Below are 19,610 nucleotides of genomic sequence, written 5' to 3' on the forward strand. Positions count from 1 at the left end.
GAGAGATTGCCTTCCAGCCACTGGCGCGCATCGACCGCAAGGGCTACCGCACCTGGGCGGCCGAATGGATCGAAGGCCGCCTGCTGCACGAAGGCATGGCGGTCGGCCCGGACGAGAAGGCGGCCATCTGGTCGGCGCTGGGCAGCCTCGCCGGAGCGCCGGTGGAACAGCGCACGATGACCGGGCTGTCCGTGCTGTTGCAGAGCAATGCGCTGCGCCAGGCGCTCGCGCCGTATGTGCTCGGCGGCGCGCACGGCAAGCTGCTGGACGCCGACCACGACCGGCTCGGCAGCGCCGACGTGCAGTGCTTCGAGATGGAGGAGTTGATGCACAGCAAGGCCGCCGTCATGGCCGTGCTGCAGTACCTCTTTGCGCGCTTCGACGAACGCTTTGACGGCGCGCCCACGCTGCTGATCCTCGATGAAGCGTGGCTGTTCCTCGATGACCCTGTGTTTGCCGCCCGCATCCGCCAATGGCTCAAGACACTGCGCAAGAAGAACGTCAGCGTCATCTTCGCCACACAGTCGCTTGCGGACATCAAGGATTCGAGCATCGCGCCCGCGATCATCGAGAGTTGCGCAAGCCGCATCTTCCTCGCCAACCCGCAGGCGACCGAGCCGCAGATTCGCACGATCTACGAGGGCTTCGGCCTCAACAGGCGACAGATCGAAATCGTCGCCACGGCAGTTCCGAAGCGCGACTACTACTACCAATCCCGCCTCGGCAACCGCCTGTTTGACCTCGACCTGGGGTCGGCGACGCTGGCCTTCGCGGGCGCTTCCACGCCGCAAGACCAGCGCGCCATCGACGAGGTTCTTGGCCGCGTGCCGTCGGAAGCCGGCCCGCCCAGCTTCGCGGGTGCCTGGCTGCGCCATCGCGGCCTCGATTGGGCGGCTGACCTGCTGCCCTCGTTCCCCGGCCTCGCGCCGGGTTCCCTCGCTGACCAACGACTGGAGAACCTGCCATGAAGAAGCGCCTTGTCGCCGCCGCCATCGCGGCCATGCTTTGCACCGCCACTGCTCATGCGCAATGGGTCGTGATCGACCCCACCAACCTCGTGCAGAACACGCTGACCGCGATCCGCACGCTGGAGCAGATCAACAACCAGGTTCGCCAGCTCCAGAACGAAGCGCAGATGCTGATGAACCAGGCGCGCAACCTCGCCAGCCTGCCGTCCAGCGTGGTCGGCCGCCTGCGCAGCAACCTGATGACCACGCAGCGGCTGATCGACCAAGCCAAGGGCATGGCCTACGACATGGCACGACTGGATCAGAATTTCCGGCGCCTGTACCCCGAGCAGTACGCCGCCACCGTGAGCGGTGATCAGATGTACCGCGACGCCCAAGAGCGGTGGAAGAACACGCTCACCGGTCTGCAGACCAGTATGCAGATGCAAGCCCAGGCGTCCCGCAACCTGGGAGAGGACGAGAGCGTGCTGGCCGATCTCGTCGGCAAGAGCCAGTCGGCCGTGGGCGCGCTTCAGGCCATGCAGGCCACCAACCAGCTCCTGGCCCTGCAGGCCAAGCAGTCGATCCAGGCGCAGCGCCTGCAAATCACGCAGGACCGCGCCGTGGCGCTGGAGCAGGCGCGGCACGTGGCCGTGCAGGAACGTGCGCGGGAGGTGCGCCGGCGCTTCATGGGCAGCGGCACACCGTACACGCCCCAGACGGTGAACTTCTACGGCACCCCGTAAGGCGGCCATGCGCAGAACACTCTTCATTGTGGCTACCGCATCGGCGCTGTTGCTGACTGGCTGCGGAAAACCGGCATCCATCGAATCGGTCGACTCGCTGGTGCAGAACCCCGATCGCCTGAAGGCGCTTCGGGCGCAATGCAAGGCCGACCATGCCAAGGTCGGCAATGCACAGTGCAACGCCGTGGCCGAGGCCACGCGGCAGCGCTTCATGCGCTCGACGCCTTCGCCCTATGCGAACGATCCGGTGGCGCCCGCGCCGCCAAGAGCCGCACCATGAATGATGTATCGGTCATCGACCGCTTCCTCGACACCTTCTCGCGCTACATCGACTCAGGCTTCGGGCTGCTGCAGGGCGAGGTGGCGTTCCTGACTGCCACGCTGATCGTCATCGACATGACGATCGCGGGGCTGTTCTGGGCATTTGGGCACGCCACCGGTCAGGGCGAAGACGTGATTACCCGGCTCATCAGGAAGGTGCTCTACGTGGGCACCTTCGCTTACATCATCGGTAACTTCAACTGGCTGGCTGGCATCGTGTTCCGGTCCCTCGCCGGGCTGGGCTTGACGGCCTCGGGCTCAGGCATGAGCCAGGCGCAGCTGATGCAGCCGGGGCGGCTCGCGCAGGTCGGCATCGAGGCAGGGCGTCCGATCATGGAACAGATCGGCGACCTGGCCGGCTTCCCGGAGTTCTTTGCGCACCTGGACACCATCGTGGTGCTGTTCCTGGCCTGGTTGGTGCTGATCGTGTGTTTCTTCGTGCTCGCGGTGCAGCTCTTCGTGACGCTGATCGAGTTCAAGCTAACCACGCTCGCGGGCTTCGTGCTGATCCCGTTCGCACTGTGGGGCAAGACCAGCTTCCTGGCCGAGAAGGTGCTGGGCAACGTGGTGTCCTCGGGCATCAAGGTGCTGGTGCTGGCGGTGATCGTGGGTATCGGCTCGACGCTGTTCAGCGAGTTCACGGTGCCGCCCGGCGCCGACCCGAGCATCGACCATGCGCTGGTCATCATGCTGGCGTCGCTGGCCATGCTGGCCCTGGGGATCTTCGGACCGGGAATCGCCACGGGCCTCGTGTCCGGCGCACCGCAACTCGGCGCGGGCGCGATGGCCGGCGCGGCCGTAGGCGCGGCCAGCGTGACGGTGGCCGCTGGCGCGGCGGCGGTGGGTGCCGGCAGCGCCATCGCCGCGGGCGCACGCATGGCCCCCGGCGCGGCGCGCATTGCGGGAAGTGGCGCACGCCTCGCCGCGTCGGCCGCCGGCAATACCCGGTCGGCCTTCGAGGCGGGGTCGGCCGCGGCGGGCGGCGGGATTAAAGGCGCCGCCGCTGGCGCGGGCAACGTTGTCAGGTCGGGCACGCAGTCGGCTGGTCGCGCTGCCGCGTCCCGGGTGTCCGCCGTCAGCCAGCGCATGGCCGATTCGTTCCGCGAGGGCTGGAATGGCCCAGCAGCCGAAAACCCGGCGGCAACAGAGGTCGCCGCCCCAGCGGGCGCATCTGCGCCGCCGCAAGCGCAGCCGGCATGGGCCAAGCGCCTGCACCGCCGCCAGCAGATCGCCCATGCCGCAACGACTACCGCCCACACGCTGCGCGGCGGCGATGGCGGCGGCGCCGGCCAGGGGCCAAGCCTGCGCGATTCCGATTCCTGATCTTCGAGGAGTACACCCATGCGATTCAAACGACCCCTGGTGCGCTATGGCGAGACACCGCAGCCGGAGACGCCGTATCAAGCGGCCGGCCAGGTGTGGGACCAGCGCATCGGCTCGGCTCGCGCCCAGGCGAAGAACTGGCGGTGGATGGCCTTTGGCTGCCTCACGCTTGCGCTGTTGATGGCCGGTGGCCTCGTCTGGCGCTCGGCGCAGTCCATCGTGACGCCCTACGTCATCGAGGTGGACCAGGCCGGACAGGTGCGTGCCGTCGGCGAAGCGGCCACGCCCTACAAGCCCAGCGACGCGCAGATCGCGCACCACTTGGCGCGCTTCGTCACGCTGGTGCGCTCGCTGTCCATCGACCCCATCGTAGTACGCCAGAACTGGCTCGATGCCTACGACTACACCACCGACAAGGGCGCCGTGGTGCTCAACGAGTACGCCCGCACCAACGATCCGTTCGCACGCATCGGCAAAGAGTCGGTGACGGTTCAGATCAGCAGCGTGACCCGCGCCAGCGAGACGTCGTTCAACGTGCGCTGGACCGAGCAGCGCTTCGTGACCGGCGCGCTGGACCGCACGGAACGCTGGAACGCGGTGGTCTCCATCGTTCAGCAGACCCCGCGCACCGAACAGCGCGTGCGCAAGAATCCCCTGGGCATCTACGTTAACGGCTTGGCCTGGGCGCGTGAACTTGATTCCTCCGAAGGAGCAAAGCCATGAAACCGTCTTTCCCTACATCCGCCTTGCCGGTCCTTCTGTCCTCGGCCTTCCTGTTTACGGGCTGCGCCACGAAGAGCACACCGCCGCCGACCATCGCGCTCGATGAGCCGGTGCAGGCGCAGCCGCTGCCGGAGCCGCCTGCGCCGGTCGAAGTCGTCACCGTGCCAGAGCCTCTGGCACTGCCGGCGCAGTTGAAGCCGGTGGAAGGCGCCGAGGACGCCAAGGCCGCGCCAGAGTCGGTCGACGAGAAGGCGCGCGTCTCACGCGCCAATGCGGAGGCCCGCGTCGCGCCCACGCGCGAAGGCTATGTCAATGCGATTCAGGTGTGGCCTTTCACGGATGGCGCGCTTTATCAGGTCTATGCGGCCGTGGGCCGCGTGACCGTGATTGCGCTGCAGCCCGGCGAGGAGCTGGTGACGGTGGCTGCTGGCGACACCGTGCGCTGGATCGTCGGAGATACATTGAGCGGCAGCGGGGACGCGCTGCGCGTCAACGTGATGGTCAAGCCCATTCGCTCGGGCTTGACGACCAATCTCGTCATCACCACCAGCCGCAGGACGTACCTGCTGGAATTGACCTCGACCGACAAGACGTGGATGGCGTCGGTGTCCTGGGAGTACCCGAAGGACAGGATGCTGGCGTTGCAACGCCAGGCCCAGGCCGCGCAGGCGGCCGCGCCCGTGGATTCGGGCCTGTCGCTGGACAAGCTGCGCTTCCGCTACGCGATCAGCGGCAGCAATCCGCCCTGGAAGCCGCAGCGCGCCTTCGACGATGGGCAGAAGGTCTACGTGCAGTTCCCCGCGGGCATTGCGCAGGGTGAACTGCCGCCGCTGTTTGTGATCGGGCCAGAAGGTGACGGCCAATTGGTCAACTACCGCTTCCGTTCGCCGTACTTAATCGTCGATCGGCTCTTCGGCGCGGCCGAGTTGCGCCTGGGCGGTGAAAAGGGCGATGTGGTGCGGATCGAGCGCACGGACGGTGTGCGGAGGAACTGAGCATGAGCCAGGACGACACCCCCGACCATGCCGCGCCACAGGCAGGCAAGGTCGCGCCCGAGGCAGTGGCGCTGCGCGCACAGCCGCGCCCGGTCACGCGCCTGAACCGGCGCGCGTTGGCCGCACTGGTCGGCGGCTTGTCGGTCGCCGTGCTGGGCACGACCATCTGGTCGTTGCAGCCGCATCGACGTGGCGCGGGCGACCTGACCGAGCTTTACAACGTCGATCGCGTGAGCAAGTCCGAAGGGCTCGACGGCCTGCCTTCTGACTACTCGAAGCTGCCGAAGGTGCCGGAACTCGGCCCACCGCTGCCGGGTGATCTTGGTCCCGCCATCGTCGCATCGCAGCAGCCGGTAACGCCCAGCTATGCGCCACCGGGCCATGACCCGGCGGAAGCCTTGCGCAAGGAGGCCGAAGCAGCGGCGGCCTCAGCGGTGTTTTTTTCCTTAGGTCAGGGGAAGAGCGCGGCGCCACCCACGTCCCAAGCCGCCGCGGCTGCGCCGGGCAGCGACTTGGCGGGCTTTGATCCACTGGCGGCTGGGCCTGCCTCGACGGCAGCCCAGCCTGCCGACCCGACGGCCACGCAGAACCGGCAAAACCAGAAGGAGGCGTTCCTGAAAGGCGGTTCTACGGAAACCCGCAATTCTGGCAACTTGCAAATGCCGGCCTCGCCATATCAGGTGATGGCCGGGACGGTGATTGCAGGAGCGCTGGTGACGGGCATTAAGTCCGACTTGCCGGGCGATGTGATCGCCACGGTGACGGAGCCGGTCTACGACACGGCCACGGGCAAGTTCCTGCTGATCCCGCAAGGCTCGCGCATCCTGGGTAAGTACAACAGCCAGGTCAGCTATGGGCAGAGCCGCGTGCAGGTGGTCTGGAATCGGATCATTCTCCCAGACACGTCTTCGCTCACGCTCGACAACCTTGCGGGCACCGATCCGGCCGGCTACTCCGGCCTGGAAGACGGCGTGGACTACCACTGGGGCCGCATCGTCGCCGGCGCGGCGCTAACCACGCTGCTGGGCGTGGGCGCCGAGCTGGCCGCCCCGGAGAACCGGCAGGGCGGCAACCGCATCGTGGTCGCGGGGCGCGACAGCGCGCAAGACGGCATCAATCAGGTGGGTCAGGAGATGACCCGGCGCAACATGAACATCCAGCCGACGTTGACCGAGCGGCCCGGCCTGCCGGTGCGGATCATCGTCAACCGCGATCTAGCGCTGCGGCCTTACCAGCAGCTTTTTTTAAAGAAGGGAGCAATACGATGACTACGAGCAAGAAGCTGCGGCTCGGGCCGCTGCCGAAGCTGGAATCAACGAAGCTGACCTTCGCATGCCCGGCCAGCTTGAGGGCTGACCTTGACCGCTACGCCGCGCTGCACGGGCAAACTTACGGCGAGACCGTCGATCCGGCGACGCTGATTCCGCACATGTTGGAGGCGTTCATGGCAGGGGACCGGGGATTTAAGCGAGCAGGCCGGAAATGAAAAAGCCGCCTCTGTTCGTAGAGGCGGCTTTTTTTGATTGGTGCCCGAGGCCGGAATCGAACCGGCACGCCTTGCGGCGGGGGATTTTCTTCCCACTTCGGCTTTCGCCGCCGCCATTTCCGAGGAAACGACGTTCGTGGGCTGGAGCACGCCTTCACCATAGCTTTTCAGCCGTAGGTGCCCGCCGTCTGCTCTCTACACCTTCCGAGGAACCTTTCGGCTCCAAGGCTTGGCTCGGTATTAGCTCGAACTTGCGTCCAGGGCCTTCGCCGAGTTTGACGGGCTTCACCTCTGGGGTTTCCCCCGGAGGGCTCAAATTTGGTCTGAGTCCCCTGCGTCTACCAATTTCACCACTCGGGCATGACGCGATGTTACTTTACTATCTGCTACTACTACTCGCTTGGAGCCAGTCTGCATTGCACTGGCTCCTGCCTGGCTCCTGGCTAGAAAAATCTTTCTTCAGATCAGGAACCGTAAAAGCCATAAAACCTTTGCCTGACAGTCACTTGCAGACATTGAACTCAAGCTAAGCATAGGTACAAGCACCTATTTTTGAGTCCCCTGCGTCTACCAATTCCACCACTCGGGCGACGCAAAAACGAAGTCGCAAATTATGGCACAGTAGAAGCGTATGAAGACTTATCCCACCATCGAGGACGCCATCGGGCGCACGCCGCTCGTGGCCTTGCAGCGCATCGGCGCGGCCGACAACCAGGCGCGCGGCAACGTCGTGCTGGGCAAGCTGGAGGGCAACAACCCGGCCGGGTCGGTCAAGGACCGGGCTGCCCTGTCCATGATTCGCCGCGCCGAGGAGCGCGGCACCATTCGCCCCGGCGACACGCTGATCGAGGCCACCTCGGGCAACACCGGCATCGCGCTGGCGATGGTCGCGGCGGTCAAGGGCTACCGCATGCTGCTGATCATGCCGGAGGACCTGTCGGTCGAGCGTGCCCAGACCATGAAGGCCTATGGCGCCGAGCTCATCCTGACCCCGCGCAGCGGCGGCATGGAGTACGCGCGCGACTTGGCCGAGCAGATGGTGGCGCAGGGCCGGGGCGTGGTGCTGGACCAGTTCGCCAACGAGGACAACCCGCGCATCCACTACGAGACCACCGGCCCGGAGATCTGGGAGCAGACCAGCGGGCGCATCACGCATTTCGTCAGCGCCATGGGCACCACCGGCACCATCACCGGGGTGTCGCGGTTCCTGCGCGAGCAGAACCCGGGCGTGCGCATTATCGGCGCGCAGCCGGCCGAGGGATCGCGCATTCCCGGCATCCGCAAGTGGCCCGAGGAGTACCAGCCGAAGATCTACCGCCCGCAAATGGTCGACGAACTGGTGCTGGTCAGCCAGGACGACGCCGAGGACATGGCCCGGCGCATGGCCAGCGAGGAAGGGCTGTTCGCCGGCATCTCCGCCGCGGGCGCTTGCTGGGTGGCGCAGCAGATCGCCGCGCGCGAGCAGGACGCGACCATCGTCTTCGTGGTCTGCGATCGCGGTGACCGCTACCTGTCCACCGGTGTGTTTCCGGCATGATCTTCAAAGAAAAAAGGGCTTCAGGCCCTTGTTTTTCCATGACTTCTAGCTATCAATAACGTAGCAATGGACTACCAGTACCGCTACTGCCCGCAATGCGCCACGCCGCTGGCGCCGCGCACCGAGATCGAGGACGGCGGGCCGAAGGAGCGCCTGCGCTGCCCGGCCTGCGACTGGACGCACTGGAACAACCCGACGCCGGTGCTGGCGGCCATCGTCGAGGTGGGCGGCCGCGTGCTGCTGGCACGCAATGCGCAGTGGCCGCCGACCATGTTTGCGCTGATCACCGGCTTCATGGAGGCGGGCGAGTCGCCCGAGCAGGGTATAGCGCGCGAGGTCAAGGAAGAAACCAACCTGGATGCGCAGGCCATCCATCTGGTCGGGGTGTATGAGTTCCTGCGCATGAACCAGATCATCATCGCCTACCACGTGCAGGCTGCCGGCCAGGTGCGGCTGTCGCCCGAACTGCTGGACTACCGCCTCTACGAATTGCACGAGCTCAAGTGCTGGCCCGCCGGCACCGGCTACGCGCTGGCCGACTGGCTGCGCTCGCGCGGGCACGAGCCGATGTTCTTCACCGAGGAAGAAAACGCCGAGCGCCGGCGCGGCCTGGGGCTGCCGGCAGCCGAGAGCCCCAAGGACTGACTGGCATGGATTCGCACGACATCGACACCGAAGTGGACGCGCGCGGGCTGAACTGTCCGCTGCCCATCCTGCGCGCCAAGAAGGCCCTGGCCGGCATGGTCAGCGGCCAGCTGCTGCGCGTGGTGGCCACCGACACGGGATCGCTGCGCGACTTCCAGGCATTCGCCCGGCAGACCGGCAACGAACTGGTCGAGCAGCGCACCGAGGGCGAGGAGTTCATCCACGTCCTGCGCCGGCGCTGAACCTGCGTTCTTTGAATGGAAAACGCTGCAAGCCCATATGAATCAAGGGCGTGCAGCTATCTTTTTCAGAGCGAAAGAGACTTCAGGTAGTCGCGGAAATACTCGCCCACCTGCGGGTGTTGCAGTGCCAGCTCCACGGTGGCTTCCAAGAAGCCTTCCTTGCTGCCGCAGTCGTAGCGCTTGCCGCTGTATTGATAGGCATACACGGCTTCGTGCTGCATCAGCCGGGCGATGGCGTCGGTCAGCTGGATCTCGCCGCCCACGCCGCGCGGCTGGTTGCGGATCTCGTCGAAGATGCGCGGCGTGAGCACGTAGCGCCCGGCCACGCCCATGCGGGATGGGGCCTTCTCCGGCGCAGGCTTTTCCACGATCTCGTCGACGCGCAGCAGCGCGTCGCCGGCGCTGTCGCCCTTGACGATGCCGTAGCGGCGCGTGTGCTCGGCGGGTACTTCCTGCACCGCCAGCAGCGAGCGTCCCTGCTTGCCGAAGGCCGCCGCCATCTGCGCCATCACGCCGGGGCCGCCGCCCGCGCCCACCATCAGGTCGTCGGCCAGGATGACAGCAAAGGCCTCATTGCCCACCAGCGGCTCGGCGCACAACACGGCGTGACCCAGGCCGAGCGAGCGCGGCTGGCGCACGAACAGGCAGTTCATGTCCGACGGGCTGACGCTGCGCACCAGCTGCAGCATTTCCTGCTTGCCGGCAGCTTCCAGCTCGGACTCCAACTCGTAGCTGGTGTCGAAGTGGTCCTCGATGGCGCGCTTGCTGCGGCCGGTGACAAAGACCATGTCGCGGATGCCCGCTTCGTAGGCCTCTTCCACGGCGTACTGGATCAGCGGTTTGTCCACCACCGGCAGCATCTCCTTCGGAGACGCCTTGGTGGCGGGCAGGAAGCGCGTGCCGAGACCGGCGACGGGAAAGACAGCCTTGCGGATGCGGGCGGGGATGCTCAAAGCGGTACCTCGGGGTGAAAGGAATTCGTTGGTCCGGACAGGCCGCGCGGCCCAGGAAGGGCGGGGCCGGCCGGGGGTCAACGGGGCATGTTAGCCCAGGCGTGCGAGCTGCTCGCGCAGGCGCTGCAAGGTCGCGCCGTAGTCCGACATGCGTTTCTTTTCCTGCTCGATCACGGCCGGCGGCGCCTTGGCGACGAAGGCCTCGTTGGACAGCTTGGCATTGGCCTTGGCGATCTCGCCGTCCAGCCGCGTCGCCTCCTTGGACAGGCGGGCCTTTTCCGCCGCCACGTCGATCTGTACGAACAGCGCCAGGCGTGCCTCGCCCACCACGGCCACCGGGGCGGCCTGCGCGGCCTGCTGCCAGGCGGCCTCGTCGTCGAAAACTTGCACTTCGGAGAGCTTGGCCAGGTTCTGCAGCACCGGGGCGATGGCGCGCATGAAGGCCGCGTCGCCCGTGACCAGCAGCGGCAGGCGCTGCGCGGGCGACACGCCCATCTCGCCGCGCAGCTGGCGGCAGGCATCCACGACCTGCTTGATGCGCTGCACGTATTCGGTGGCGGCTGCATCGATCTTCTCGGGCCGCGCCTGCGGGTAGGCGGCGATCGCCACCGACGGGCCGGCCAGGGCGGCGACCGGCGCGACCTTTTGCCACAGTTCCTCGGTCACGAACGGGATGATGGGGTGCGCCAGGCGCAGGATGGCCTCGAGAACGCGGATCAGCGTGCGGCGCGTGGCGCGCTGCTGCTGCGGCGTGCCGGTCTGGATCTGCACCTTGGCAATCTCCAAGTACCAGTCGCAGAACTCGTTCCAGACGAAGTCGTAGATCGCGTTGGCGACGTTGTCCAGGCGGTAGTCGGCGAAGCCCTTGGCGACCTCGGCCTCGACCTGCTGCAGCGCCGAGACGATCCAGCGGTCGGGCTGGCTGAAATGCAGGTAACCCTCGTGGCAGCCCTGCGTTTCGTCGAAACCGCAGTCGTGGCCCTCGCAGTTCATCAGCACGAAGCGGCTGGCGTTCCAGAGCTTGTTGCAGAAGTTGCGGTAGCCCTCGCAGCGCTTGCTGTCGAAGTTGATGCTGCGGCCCAGGCTGGCCAGCGCCGCGAAGGTGAAGCGCAGCGCGTCGGCGCCGTAGGCCGGAATGCCCTCGGAAAATTCCTTCTGCGTGTTCTTGCGAACGGTGGGCGCTGTCTCCGGCCGGCGCAGGCCGGTGGTGCGCTTGTCCAGCAAAGGCTCGAGCGCGATGCCGTCGATCAGGTCCACCGGGTCGAGCACGTTGCCCTCGGACTTGCTCATCTTCTTGCCCTGCGCGTCGCGCACCAGGCCGTGGATGTACACGTGCCGGAACGGCACGCGGCCGGTGAAGTGCGTGGTCATCATGATCATCCGGGCGACCCAGAAGAAGATGATGTCGTAGCCGGTGACGAGCACCGACGACGGCAGGTACAGGTTGTAGTCGCTCTCGGCGCCATCCGTCTGCTCGGGCCAGCCCATGGTCGAGAAGGGCACCAGCGCCGACGAGTACCAGGTGTCCAGCACGTCGGCGTCGCGCGTCAGCTTGACGCCCGCGCCGGCCTGCGCCTGGGCTTCCTCCTCGCTCGCCGCCACGTACACGTTGCCGGCCTCGTCGTACCACGCCGGGATCTGGTGGCCCCACCACAGCTGGCGCGAGATGCACCAGTCCTGGATGTTGTTCATCCACTGGTTGTAGGTGTTGACCCAGTTCTCGGGCACGAACTGCACCTGGCCCGAAACCACGGCGTCGATCGCCTTTTGCGCGATGGATTTGCCAGTGGCATCGCCTTCGCCCACTTTCGACATCGCCACGAACCACTGGTCGGTCAGCATCGGCTCGATGACCTGGCCGGTGCGGGTGCACACCGGCACCATCAGCTTGTGTTTTTTCGTCTCGACCAGCAGGCCCTGCGCTTCCAGGTCAGCGACGATGGCCTTGCGGGCGACGAAGCGGTCCAGGCCGCGGTACTGCGCGGGCGCGTTGTCGTTGATGGTGGCCGCCAGGGTCAGCACCACCTCCAGGGGCAGGCCGTGGCGCTGGCCCACGGCGTAGTCGTTGTTGTCGTGCGCAGGGGTCACCTTGACCACGCCGGTGCCGAATGCGCGGTCCACGTACTCGTCCGCGATGATCGGGATCTGCCGGCCGACCAGCGGCAGCGTCACCGTCCGGCCGATCAGGTGCGCGTAGCGCTCGTCCTCGGGGTGCACCATGACGGCCACGTCGCCCAGCATGGTTTCGGGACGCGTGGTGGCCACGACCAGCTGGCTGCTGCCGTCCGACAGCGGGTAGGCGATGTGCCACAGCGAGCCGTCGCGCTCCTCGTTTTCCACCTCCAGGTCGGACACGGCGGACTGCAGCACCGGGTCCCAGTTCACCAGGCGCTTGCCACGGTAGATCAGGCCCTGCTGGTACAGGCGCACGAAGGTCTCGGTGACCACCTTGGACAGCTTCTCGTCCATGGTGAAGTACTCGCGGCCCCAATCCACGCTGTCGCCCATGCGGCGCATCTGTGTGGTGATGGTGTTGCCCGACTGCTCCTTCCACTCCCAGACCTTGGCGATGAAGTCGGGCCGCCCCAGGTCGTGGCGGCTCTTGCCTTCGCCCTGCAGCTGGCGCTCGACGACGATCTGCGTGGCGATGCCGGCATGGTCCGTGCCCGGCACCCAGACCGTGTTGTGGCCCAGCATGCGGTGATAGCGCGTCAGGCTGTCCATGATGGTCTGGTTGAACGCGTGCCCCATGTGCAGCGTGCCGGTCACGTTGGGCGGCGGCAGCTGGATGGCGAACGAGGGCTGGCTGGCATCCGGGGCGCCCGTGCCGCGCACGCCGGCGGCGCCATAGCCGCGCCGCTCCCACTCGGGGCCCCACTGCGCCTCGATGGCGGCGGGCTCGAAGGACTTGGACAGGCTGTTCAAGCCGGGCTGGGAGAGGGTGTTGTCGTCGCTCATGGCAATGCAAAAACGGCATCCCGAGGGATGCCGCACAGGCTGGTGGAAGGGGAGGGCGCATTTTAGGTGCTGCGCTCATGCTTCTATTTTGATAGTTAAAGATCTATATGGTGTCAGGACCAGAGGCTGTTTTGGCCTTAAAAGACGGCAGACCGTGCCAGTGCCGGGGCGCTAACCTGCCGGGCTCCGCCGGACTCAGTACTGCAGCCGCTCGGGCCGCACTTCCTGCAGGATCGTGGTGGCGATTTCCTCGATGCTCTTGGTGGTCGAGGACAGCCAGCGGATGCCCGAGCGGCGCATCATGGCCTCGGCCTCGCTGACCTCGTAGCGGCAGTTGGCCAGGTCGGCGTACTTCGAGCCGGGCCGGCGCTCGTTGCGGATCTGCGACAGGCGCTGCGGGTCGATGGTCAGGCCGAAGATCTTCTTGCGATACGGCACCAGCGCCGGCGGCAGCTGGCGGCGCTCGAAGTCCTCGGGGATCAGCGGGTAGTTGGCGATCTTCAGGCCGTGCTGCATCGCCAGATACAGGCTGGTGGGGGTCTTGCCGCTGCGCGACACGCCCACCAGGATCACGTCGGCGCTGGCCAGGTCGCGGTGGCTCTGGCCGTCGTCGTGGTCCAGGCTGAAGTTGATGGCCTCGATGCGGTCGCTGTATTCCTTCGACACGCTGATGTCCGAAAAGCGCCCGACGCGGTGGTGCGACTTGGTGCCCAGCTCGGCCTCCAGCGGCCGGATGAAGGTGCCGAACATGTCCAGCAGCATGCCGCGGCAGCCTTCCTCGATGATGCGCAGCACGCTCATGTTCACCAGCGTGGTGAAGACGATCGGCTTGACGCCCTCCAGTTCGGCCGTGTGGTTGATCTGGCGCACCACCTGGTGCGCCTTGTCCTCGGTGTCGATGAAGGGCAGGCGCACATGGCGCGGGCGCATGTCGAACTGCGCCAGGATGGCGTTGCCGAACGTCTCGGCGGTGATGCCGGTGCCGTCGGAGACATAGAAGGCGGTGCGCGTGTGGGAAGGCAGCATGGAGGGCGGTGGCGCTTCGGCGCGGGGGATGGAGAACGGGCGGGCGGGTGCCGGATGGGCCGGCGCGGGCCTGGAAGGCCGGCCACTACAATGGCGCGCATTATTCCCGCATCCCGCCCCATGCACCGCGCTGGCCCACAAGCACAACACACAAGCCGCAGCCGCTGCATGGGCGCTTGCCTGCCCTCTCTCCTTGCGTATCGCTCCAGCCTGGCAGGCGCAGAACCGGTTTCAACTTCTGGAGCATTCCCATGTCCGCACGCTTTGAGGCGACCGCCTTGGTCGTACCGTTTGAAAACCTGAGGATGGAGGACGTCGAGGCCGTCGGCGGCAAGAACGCCAGCCTTGGCGAGATGATCTCGCAGCTGCCCCAAGGGGTGCGCGTGCCGACCGGCTTCGCCACCACGGCGCACGCCTTCCGCCAGTTCCTGGCGCACGAGGGCCTGGCCCAGCGCATCAGCCAACGTCTGGCCAGCCTGGACACCGAGGACGTGCGCGCGCTGGCCCAGGCGGGCGCCGAGATCCGCGGCTGGGTCGAGGCCCAGCCCTTCCCGGCTGAGCTGGAGGCTGCCGTGCGCGAAGCGTTCAAGACGCTGTGCGGCGGCAACGACCAGGCGTGCTTCGCCGTGCGCTCGTCGGCCACCGCCGAGGACCTGCCTGATGCCTCGTTCGCCGGCCAGCAGGAAACCTTCTTGAACGTGGTTGGCATCGACGACATCCTGCACAAGATGAAGGAGGTGTTCGCGTCGCTGTACAACGACCGGGCGATTTCCTACCGCGTGCACAAGGGCTTTGCGCACGACGTGGTGGCGCTGTCGGCGGGCGTGCAGCGCATGGTGCGCTCCGACCTGGGCGCCGCCGGCGTCATGTTCACCATCGATACCGAGAGCGGCTTCGAGGATGTCGTGTTCATCACCAGCAGCTACGGCCTGGGCGAGACGGTGGTGCAGGGCGCGGTGAACCCGGACGAGTTCTACGTGCACAAGCCCATGCTGCAGGCCGGCAACAAGGCCGTGATTCGGCGCAACCTGGGCAGCAAGCTGATCCAGATGGTCTTTGCCTCGGCCGAGGAAAAGGCCGCCTCCGGCAAGCTGGTCACGACCACCGACGTGCCCACCGAGCAGCGCAACCGCTACAGCCTGACCGATGAGGAAGTGCAGCAGCTGGCGCACTACGCGCTGGTCATCGAGCAGCACTACGGCCGGCCCATGGACATCGAGTGGGGCAAAGACGGCATGGATGGCCAGCTCTACATCCTGCAGGCCCGGCCCGAAACCGTGAAGAGCCAGGCCAAGGGCCAGGCCGAGCAGCGCTTCAAGCTGAAAGGGACGGGCACGGTGCTGGCCGAAGGCCGCGCCATCGGCCAGAAGATCGGCACCGGTCCGGTGCGCCTGGTCTCCGACATCGCCGAGATGGACAAGGTGCAGCCCGGCGACGTGCTGGTCACCGACATGACCGACCCGAACTGGGAGCCGGTGATGAAGCGCGCCAGCGCCATCGTCACCAACCGCGGCGGGCGCACCTGCCACGCGGCCATCATCGCGCGCGAGCTGGGCATCCCGGCGGTGGTCGGCTGCGGCAACGCCACCGGCCTGCTGACCGAGGGCACGCTGGTCACGGTGAGCTGCGCCGAGGGCGACACCGGCCGCATCTACGACGGCCTGATCGAGACCGAGGTGACTGAGGTGCAGCGCGGCGAGATGCCGCCCATCACCACCAAGATCATGATGAACGTGGGCAATCCGCAGCTGGCCTTCGACTTCGCCCAGCTGCCCAACCAGGGCGTGGGCCTGGCGCGGCTGGAGTTCATCATCAACAACAATATCGGCGTGCACCCCAAGGCCATCCTGGACTATCCCCAAGTGGACGCCGACCTGAAAAAGGCCGTCGAGAGCGTGGCCCGTGGCCACGCCAGCCCGCGCGCCTTCTACGTCGACAAGGTGGCCGAGGGTGTGGCGACCATCGCCGCGGCGTTCTGGCCGAAGCCGGTCATCGTGCGCCTGTCGGACTTCAAGAGCAACGAGTACCGCAAACTGATCGGCGGCAGCCGCTACGAGCCCGAGGAAGAAAACCCGATGCTGGGTTTTCGCGGTGCGGCGCGCTACATCAGCCGCGACTTCGGCGAGGCCTTCGCCATGGAGTGCGAGGCGCTGAAGCGCGTGCGCGGCGAGATGGGCCTGACCAACGTGCAGATCATGGTGCCCTTCGTGCGTACCCTGGGCCAGGCCGAGCGCGTGACGCAGCTGCTGGCGCAGCACGGCCTGCAGCGCGGCGCGGACGACCTCAAGCTCATCATGATGTGCGAGGTGCCGAGCAACGCAGTGCTGGCCGAGGAGTTCCTGGCGTTCTTCGACGGCTTCTCGGTCGGCTCCAACGACCTGACCCAGCTCACCCTGGGGCTGGACCGCGACTCAGGCCTGGAACTGTTGGCGCAGGACTTCGACGAGCGCGACCCGGCGGTGCGCAAGCTGCTCAAAGGCGTCATCGCCACCTGCCGCGCGCAGGGCAAGTACGTCGGCATCTGCGGCCAAGGCCCCAGCGACCACCCAGACTTCGCCCAGTGGCTGGCGGGCGAGGGCATTTCCTCGATCTCGCTGAACCCGGACAGCGTGATCGACACCTGGCAGAAACTGGCCGGCTGACGGCCGCAGCGCCATGCCCGAGCAGCGCCCCTGGACCCTGGAGCCCGAGCATGGCGAGGCGCTGTTCGCGCCTGACCTGCACGACGTGCGCCACCTGTGGTTGAAGGCGGCGCTGCTGTCCGTGTGGGCGCTGGTGTCGTTCGTCGCGGTGTACTTCGCGCGCGAACTGCAATTCGGCATCGCCGGCTGGTCGTTCAGCTACTGGCTGGCGTCGCAGGGCGCGGTGCTGATCTTCATCGCGCTGGTCTGGGGCTACTGCCTGGCCATGAACCGCTTCGAGCGCCAGGACGCCGCGGCCGCGCGCGCCGCCGACCACCCTGCCGCCGATGCCTGAGCGCCAGGAGCGCCGCGCCTATCTGAGCCGGCTGAACCGCGCGCTGGCGCTGTACGTGCTGGGCCTGCTGGCCTTCATCGGCGCCATGGCCTGGGCCGAGCAGCGCGGCCTGTCGCGCCAGTGGATCGGGCCGATCTTCCTGTTCCTGACGGTGATGGCCTATGCCGGCATCGGCGTCTACGGCCGCACCACCGACCCCGACGAATACTACGTCGCGGGCCGGCGCATCCCGCCGATCTACAACGGCATGGCCGCCGCCTCCGACTGGATGAGCGCCGCCTCGTTCATCAGCCTGTCCGGCGCGCTGTACCTGCAGGGCTACTCGGGCATGCCGGGCCAGCCGGGTGGGCTGGCCTACCTGCTGGGCTGGACGGGGGGCTTCGTGCTGGTGGCGATGCTGATCGCGCCGCACCTGCGGGCGATGAATCTCTACACCATCCCCGACTTCTTCCAGGTGCGCTTCGGCGGGCGCTGGCCGCGCGTCATCGCCGCGCTGTCGGCGGTGCTGTGCTCGTTCACCTACGTGGTGGCGCAGATCTACGCCGTGGGCCTGATCGCCTCGCGCCTGACCGGCGTGCAGTTCGAGATCGGCATCATGCTGGGCCTGGGCGGGGTGCTGCTGTGCTCGTTCCTGGGCGGCATGCGCGCCATCACCTGGACGCAGGTGGCGCAGTACATGGTCATCCTGCTGGCGTTCCTGATCCCGGTGTCGTGGCTGGCCTACAAACAGCTGGGCAACCCGGCGGCGCCGCTGGTGGCCGGGGCGCAGATCGACAAGATCGCGCAGCTGGAGGAGCGCCTGCTGGCCGACCGTGCCGAGCACGAGGTGGTGGCCATCTACGCCCACCGCGCGCGCGAGCTGCAGCGCCGCCTGGCCGACGTTCCGGCCGCGCTGGAGCACGAGCGGCGCGCCGCCAGCCAGCGCATCCAGCGCCTGCGCGAGCGCAACGCCGATGTCGGCCTGATCGTCGCCGCCAGCCGCGAGCTGGCCACCATGCCGCGCGACGAGGCCAGCGCGCGCGAACGCTGGACGCGCGAGCTGCAATCGCTGAATGAACGCGCGCACCTGCTGGGCGGCCTGCCGCGCCACGGCCAGGCCTTTGCCGGCGAGGCCAACGCCGACGGCGCCCGCGCCCGTGCCGAGGCCGAACTGTCGCGGCGCAACTTCCTGGCGCTGATGTTCTGCCTGATGGTCGGCACCGCCGGGCTGCCGCACCTGCTCACGCGCTACTACACCGTGCCCTCGGTGGCAGCGGCGCGCACCTCGGTGGCCTGGTCGCTGGTGTTCATCGCGCTGCTGTACCTGAGCGCGCCGGCGCTGGCGGCGCTGGTCAAGTTCGAGGTCATGAACAACCTGGTCGGCAGCCGCTTCGACCAGCTGCCGAACTGGCTGGCGCAGTGGGCGCACGTGGATGCGGCGCTGGTGTCCTTCGAGGACGTGAACGGCGACGGCATCGTGCAGTTCGGCGAGATCCGCTTCGGCGCCGACCTGATCGTGCTGGCCACGCCCGAGATCGGTGGCATGCCCTACGTCATCTCCGGGCTGGTGGCGGCCGGCGGGCTGGCGGCGGCGCTGTCCACCGCCGACGGGCTGCTGCTGACCATCAGCAACGCGCTGGTGCGCGACCTGTATGTGCAGGAATCGGGCCGGCGCGCCTCGCCCGAGCAGCGCGTCATCCTGACCAAATTCACGCTGCTCACGGTGGCGCTGTCGGCAGCCTTCGTCGCATCGCTGAAACCCTCGGAAATCCTGCCGATGGTGTCGGCGTCGTTCTCGATTGCCGCGGCGGCCTTCGTGCCGGCGATGGTGCTGGGCATCTTCTGGCGCGGCACGACGCGCGCCGGCGCCGTGGCCGGCATGCTGGCCGGGCTGGGCGTCACCTTGCACTACCTGCTGTCGCAGGTGGATCTGGTGCGCGAGCTGGTGCCGCAGGCGCTGCTGGTCAACGGCCTGTGGTGGGGCATACAGCCGATCTCGGCCGGGGTGTTCGGCGTGCCGGTCGGGCTGGCGGTGGCCTGGCTGGTCAGCCTGGCGACCCGGCCCGGGCGTGTGCCGCGGGTGGTGCCCGACGGGCTGTGACACCTGGGCGACACCCACGGGGCCGGCTGCGGGCTTGCGCCGATTCACAAACCGGGGCATCTATGCCAATTTCCGCCGTCACCGACCGAGACGGCCAGGAGGGGCCCACCTGATGATTTTCGTGAAGACCCTCGCGGGCCAGCAGGCGCTGAAGGAGCGCCAGAGCGGCGCGCTGGCCCCGCGCCAGCGCCCGGCCTTCATCCTGTTCGACGGCCGGCGCAGCACCGACGAGGTGCTGGCCGCCACCGCCGCCATGGGCATCACCCGGGACGACGTGCAGGCCATGCTCGAACGCGGCCTGCTGGCGCCCGTGGATGCCGATGCGCTGGCGCCCGTGGTGGCGTTGGAGGAGACGCCCGCTGCGCCCGAGGCCGGCGAGCGCAGCAGCGTGGAGCGCTACCAGGCGGCCTATCCGATCGCCATCGAGCTCACCGCCGGCCTGGGGCTGCGCGGCTTCCGGCTGAACCTGGCGGTGGAGGGCACGAGCGGCTACCGGCAGCTGGCCGAGCTGGCGCCGCGCATCCGCGACGCCGTGGGCGAGGCGCGCTATGCCCGGCTGGCCGGCGCGCTGTTCGACTGACTGACTGACGGGCGGCGCCGCGCCACGGCTATAAATGAAAAAGGCGGCCTGTAAAGGCCGCCTGATGGGAAG

Annotated in this window: 18 protein-coding genes; 15 read left to right on the plus strand and 3 right to left on the minus strand. The window is 67.4% G+C overall.

Translation table 11 applies throughout. The features are described from left to right. From BLQ61_RS13660 to BLQ61_RS13710, 11 genes are all read left to right on the plus strand, one after another. A partial coding sequence (locus BLQ61_RS13660; protein WP_483823610.1) for a TraG/VirB4 family ATPase occupies positions 1-968 on the plus strand: 968 nt, incomplete at its 5' end. After that, positions 965-1,693, plus strand: a complete 729-nt coding sequence (gene trbJ, locus BLQ61_RS13665; RefSeq protein ID WP_091571381.1) for a P-type conjugative transfer protein TrbJ — start codon at positions 965-967, stop codon at positions 1,691-1,693. The genes BLQ61_RS13660 and trbJ, both read left to right, overlap by 4 nt. A gap of 7 nt (positions 1,694-1,700) precedes the next feature. Next, positions 1,701-1,973, plus strand: coding sequence for an EexN family lipoprotein (locus BLQ61_RS13670; protein ID WP_091571384.1), 273 nt, complete (start codon positions 1,701-1,703; stop codon positions 1,971-1,973). Continuing rightward, a complete protein-coding gene (trbL, locus tag BLQ61_RS13675) occupies positions 1,970-3,337 on the plus strand; it encodes a P-type conjugative transfer protein TrbL (RefSeq protein ID WP_091571387.1) in 1,368 nt (455 codons plus the stop codon). Before BLQ61_RS13670 ends, trbL begins: the two co-directional genes overlap by 4 nt. Before the next feature lie 18 nt (positions 3,338-3,355). After that, positions 3,356-4,060, plus strand: coding sequence for a conjugal transfer protein TrbF (gene trbF / locus BLQ61_RS13680; protein WP_091571390.1), 705 nt, complete (start codon positions 3,356-3,358; stop codon positions 4,058-4,060). Further along, on the plus strand, positions 4,057-5,055 hold the full coding sequence (gene trbG, locus BLQ61_RS13685) for a P-type conjugative transfer protein TrbG (RefSeq protein WP_091571394.1): 999 nt from the start codon (positions 4,057-4,059) through the stop codon (positions 5,053-5,055). The genes trbF and trbG overlap by 4 nt, the downstream gene beginning before the upstream one ends. A 2-nt stretch (positions 5,056-5,057) precedes the next feature. Then, positions 5,058-6,323 carry a TraB/TrbI/VirB10 family type IV secretion system protein gene (locus BLQ61_RS13690; protein WP_091571397.1) on the plus strand — a complete coding sequence of 422 codons (1,266 nt, stop codon included), beginning with the start codon at positions 5,058-5,060 and terminating at the stop codon, positions 6,321-6,323. Then, the gene (locus tag BLQ61_RS13695; protein ID WP_091571400.1) at positions 6,320-6,541 is read left to right on the plus strand and encodes a DUF2274 domain-containing protein; all 222 of its coding nucleotides are present in this window, start codon (positions 6,320-6,322) and stop codon (positions 6,539-6,541) included. The genes BLQ61_RS13690 and BLQ61_RS13695 overlap by 4 nt, the downstream gene beginning before the upstream one ends. Before the next feature lie 631 nt (positions 6,542-7,172). Then, a complete protein-coding gene (cysM, locus tag BLQ61_RS13700) occupies positions 7,173-8,078 on the plus strand; it encodes a cysteine synthase CysM (RefSeq protein WP_091571402.1) in 906 nt (301 codons plus the stop codon). Positions 8,079-8,144: 66 nt separating this feature from the next. Next, positions 8,145-8,723: an NUDIX hydrolase gene (locus BLQ61_RS13705; RefSeq protein WP_091571405.1), complete on the plus strand. Its 579-nt coding sequence runs from the start codon at positions 8,145-8,147 to the stop codon at positions 8,721-8,723. A gap of 5 nt (positions 8,724-8,728) precedes the next feature. Continuing rightward, positions 8,729-8,965, plus strand: coding sequence for a sulfurtransferase TusA family protein (locus BLQ61_RS13710; protein WP_091571407.1), 237 nt, complete (start codon positions 8,729-8,731; stop codon positions 8,963-8,965). A 65-nt stretch (positions 8,966-9,030) separates the two neighbouring features. On the opposite strand, the gene galU is transcribed toward BLQ61_RS13710, so the two are convergent. The 3 genes from galU to ppsR form a co-directional block, all read right to left on the minus strand. Next, positions 9,031-9,918 carry a UTP--glucose-1-phosphate uridylyltransferase GalU gene (gene galU, locus BLQ61_RS13715; RefSeq protein ID WP_091571410.1) on the minus strand — a complete coding sequence of 296 codons (888 nt, stop codon included), beginning with the start codon at positions 9,916-9,918 and terminating at the stop codon, positions 9,031-9,033. Between the two features lie 90 nt (positions 9,919-10,008). Beyond that, positions 10,009-12,876, minus strand: a complete 2,868-nt coding sequence (locus BLQ61_RS13720; RefSeq protein WP_091571413.1) for a valine--tRNA ligase — start codon at positions 12,874-12,876, stop codon at positions 10,009-10,011. 195 nt (positions 12,877-13,071) lie between these two features. Then, positions 13,072-13,902, minus strand: a complete 831-nt coding sequence (ppsR, locus tag BLQ61_RS13725) for a posphoenolpyruvate synthetase regulatory kinase/phosphorylase PpsR (protein WP_091571416.1) — start codon at positions 13,900-13,902, stop codon at positions 13,072-13,074. A gap of 251 nt (positions 13,903-14,153) precedes the next feature. On the opposite strand from ppsR, the gene ppsA reads away from it, so the two are divergent. The 4 genes from ppsA (at position 14,154) to BLQ61_RS13745 (ending at position 19,538) form a co-directional block, all read left to right on the plus strand. Further along, positions 14,154-16,544, plus strand: a complete 2,391-nt coding sequence (gene ppsA / locus BLQ61_RS13730; protein ID WP_091571418.1) for a phosphoenolpyruvate synthase — start codon at positions 14,154-14,156, stop codon at positions 16,542-16,544. Positions 16,545-16,557: 13 nt separating this feature from the next. After that, positions 16,558-16,878 carry a DUF4212 domain-containing protein gene (locus tag BLQ61_RS13735; protein WP_091571421.1) on the plus strand — a complete coding sequence of 107 codons (321 nt, stop codon included), beginning with the start codon at positions 16,558-16,560 and terminating at the stop codon, positions 16,876-16,878. Continuing rightward, on the plus strand, positions 16,871-18,958 hold the full coding sequence (locus BLQ61_RS13740; protein WP_091571423.1) for a VC_2705 family sodium/solute symporter: 2,088 nt from the start codon (positions 16,871-16,873) through the stop codon (positions 18,956-18,958). Before BLQ61_RS13735 ends, BLQ61_RS13740 begins: the two co-directional genes overlap by 8 nt. 112 nt (positions 18,959-19,070) lie before the next feature. Continuing rightward, on the plus strand, positions 19,071-19,538 hold the full coding sequence (locus BLQ61_RS13745) for a hypothetical protein (RefSeq protein WP_091571426.1): 468 nt from the start codon (positions 19,071-19,073) through the stop codon (positions 19,536-19,538). The last annotated feature ends 72 nt before the right edge of the window (positions 19,539-19,610 follow it).

Origin of the sequence: Oryzisolibacter propanilivorax, assembly GCF_900103645.1 — a bacterium.
In the GTDB taxonomy this organism is placed as follows: domain Bacteria; phylum Pseudomonadota; class Gammaproteobacteria; order Burkholderiales; family Burkholderiaceae_C; genus Melaminivora; species Melaminivora propanilivorax.

Excerpts from the sequence above, each read along its gene's own strand:
- BLQ61_RS13695 (WP_091571400.1), top strand. The coding sequence starts at position 6,320 with ATGACTACGAGCAAGAAGCTGCGGCTCGGGCCGCTGCCGAAGCTGGAA.
- BLQ61_RS13690 (WP_091571397.1), top strand. The coding sequence starts at position 5,058 with ATGAGCCAGGACGACACCCCCGACCATGCCGCGCCACAGGCAGGCAAG.
- ppsA (WP_091571418.1), top strand. The coding sequence starts at position 14,154 with ATGTCCGCACGCTTTGAGGCGACCGCCTTGGTCGTACCGTTTGAAAAC.
- BLQ61_RS13670 (WP_091571384.1), top strand. The coding sequence starts at position 1,701 with ATGCGCAGAACACTCTTCATTGTGGCTACCGCATCGGCGCTGTTGCTG.
- BLQ61_RS13735 (WP_091571421.1), top strand. The coding sequence starts at position 16,558 with ATGCCCGAGCAGCGCCCCTGGACCCTGGAGCCCGAGCATGGCGAGGCG.
- trbF (WP_091571390.1), top strand. The coding sequence starts at position 3,356 with ATGCGATTCAAACGACCCCTGGTGCGCTATGGCGAGACACCGCAGCCG.
- cysM (WP_091571402.1), top strand. The coding sequence starts at position 7,173 with ATGAAGACTTATCCCACCATCGAGGACGCCATCGGGCGCACGCCGCTC.
- trbL (WP_091571387.1), top strand. The coding sequence starts at position 1,970 with ATGAATGATGTATCGGTCATCGACCGCTTCCTCGACACCTTCTCGCGC.
- ppsR (WP_091571416.1), bottom strand. The coding sequence starts at position 13,902 with ATGCTGCCTTCCCACACGCGCACCGCCTTCTATGTCTCCGACGGCACC.
- trbG (WP_091571394.1), top strand. The coding sequence starts at position 4,057 with ATGAAACCGTCTTTCCCTACATCCGCCTTGCCGGTCCTTCTGTCCTCG.
- BLQ61_RS13745 (WP_091571426.1), top strand. The coding sequence starts at position 19,071 with ATGATTTTCGTGAAGACCCTCGCGGGCCAGCAGGCGCTGAAGGAGCGC.
- trbJ (WP_091571381.1), top strand. The coding sequence starts at position 965 with ATGAAGAAGCGCCTTGTCGCCGCCGCCATCGCGGCCATGCTTTGCACC.
- BLQ61_RS13705 (WP_091571405.1), top strand. The coding sequence starts at position 8,145 with ATGGACTACCAGTACCGCTACTGCCCGCAATGCGCCACGCCGCTGGCG.
- BLQ61_RS13740 (WP_091571423.1), top strand. The coding sequence starts at position 16,871 with ATGCCTGAGCGCCAGGAGCGCCGCGCCTATCTGAGCCGGCTGAACCGC.
- BLQ61_RS13710 (WP_091571407.1), top strand. The coding sequence starts at position 8,729 with ATGGATTCGCACGACATCGACACCGAAGTGGACGCGCGCGGGCTGAAC.
- BLQ61_RS13720 (WP_091571413.1), bottom strand. The coding sequence starts at position 12,876 with ATGAGCGACGACAACACCCTCTCCCAGCCCGGCTTGAACAGCCTGTCC.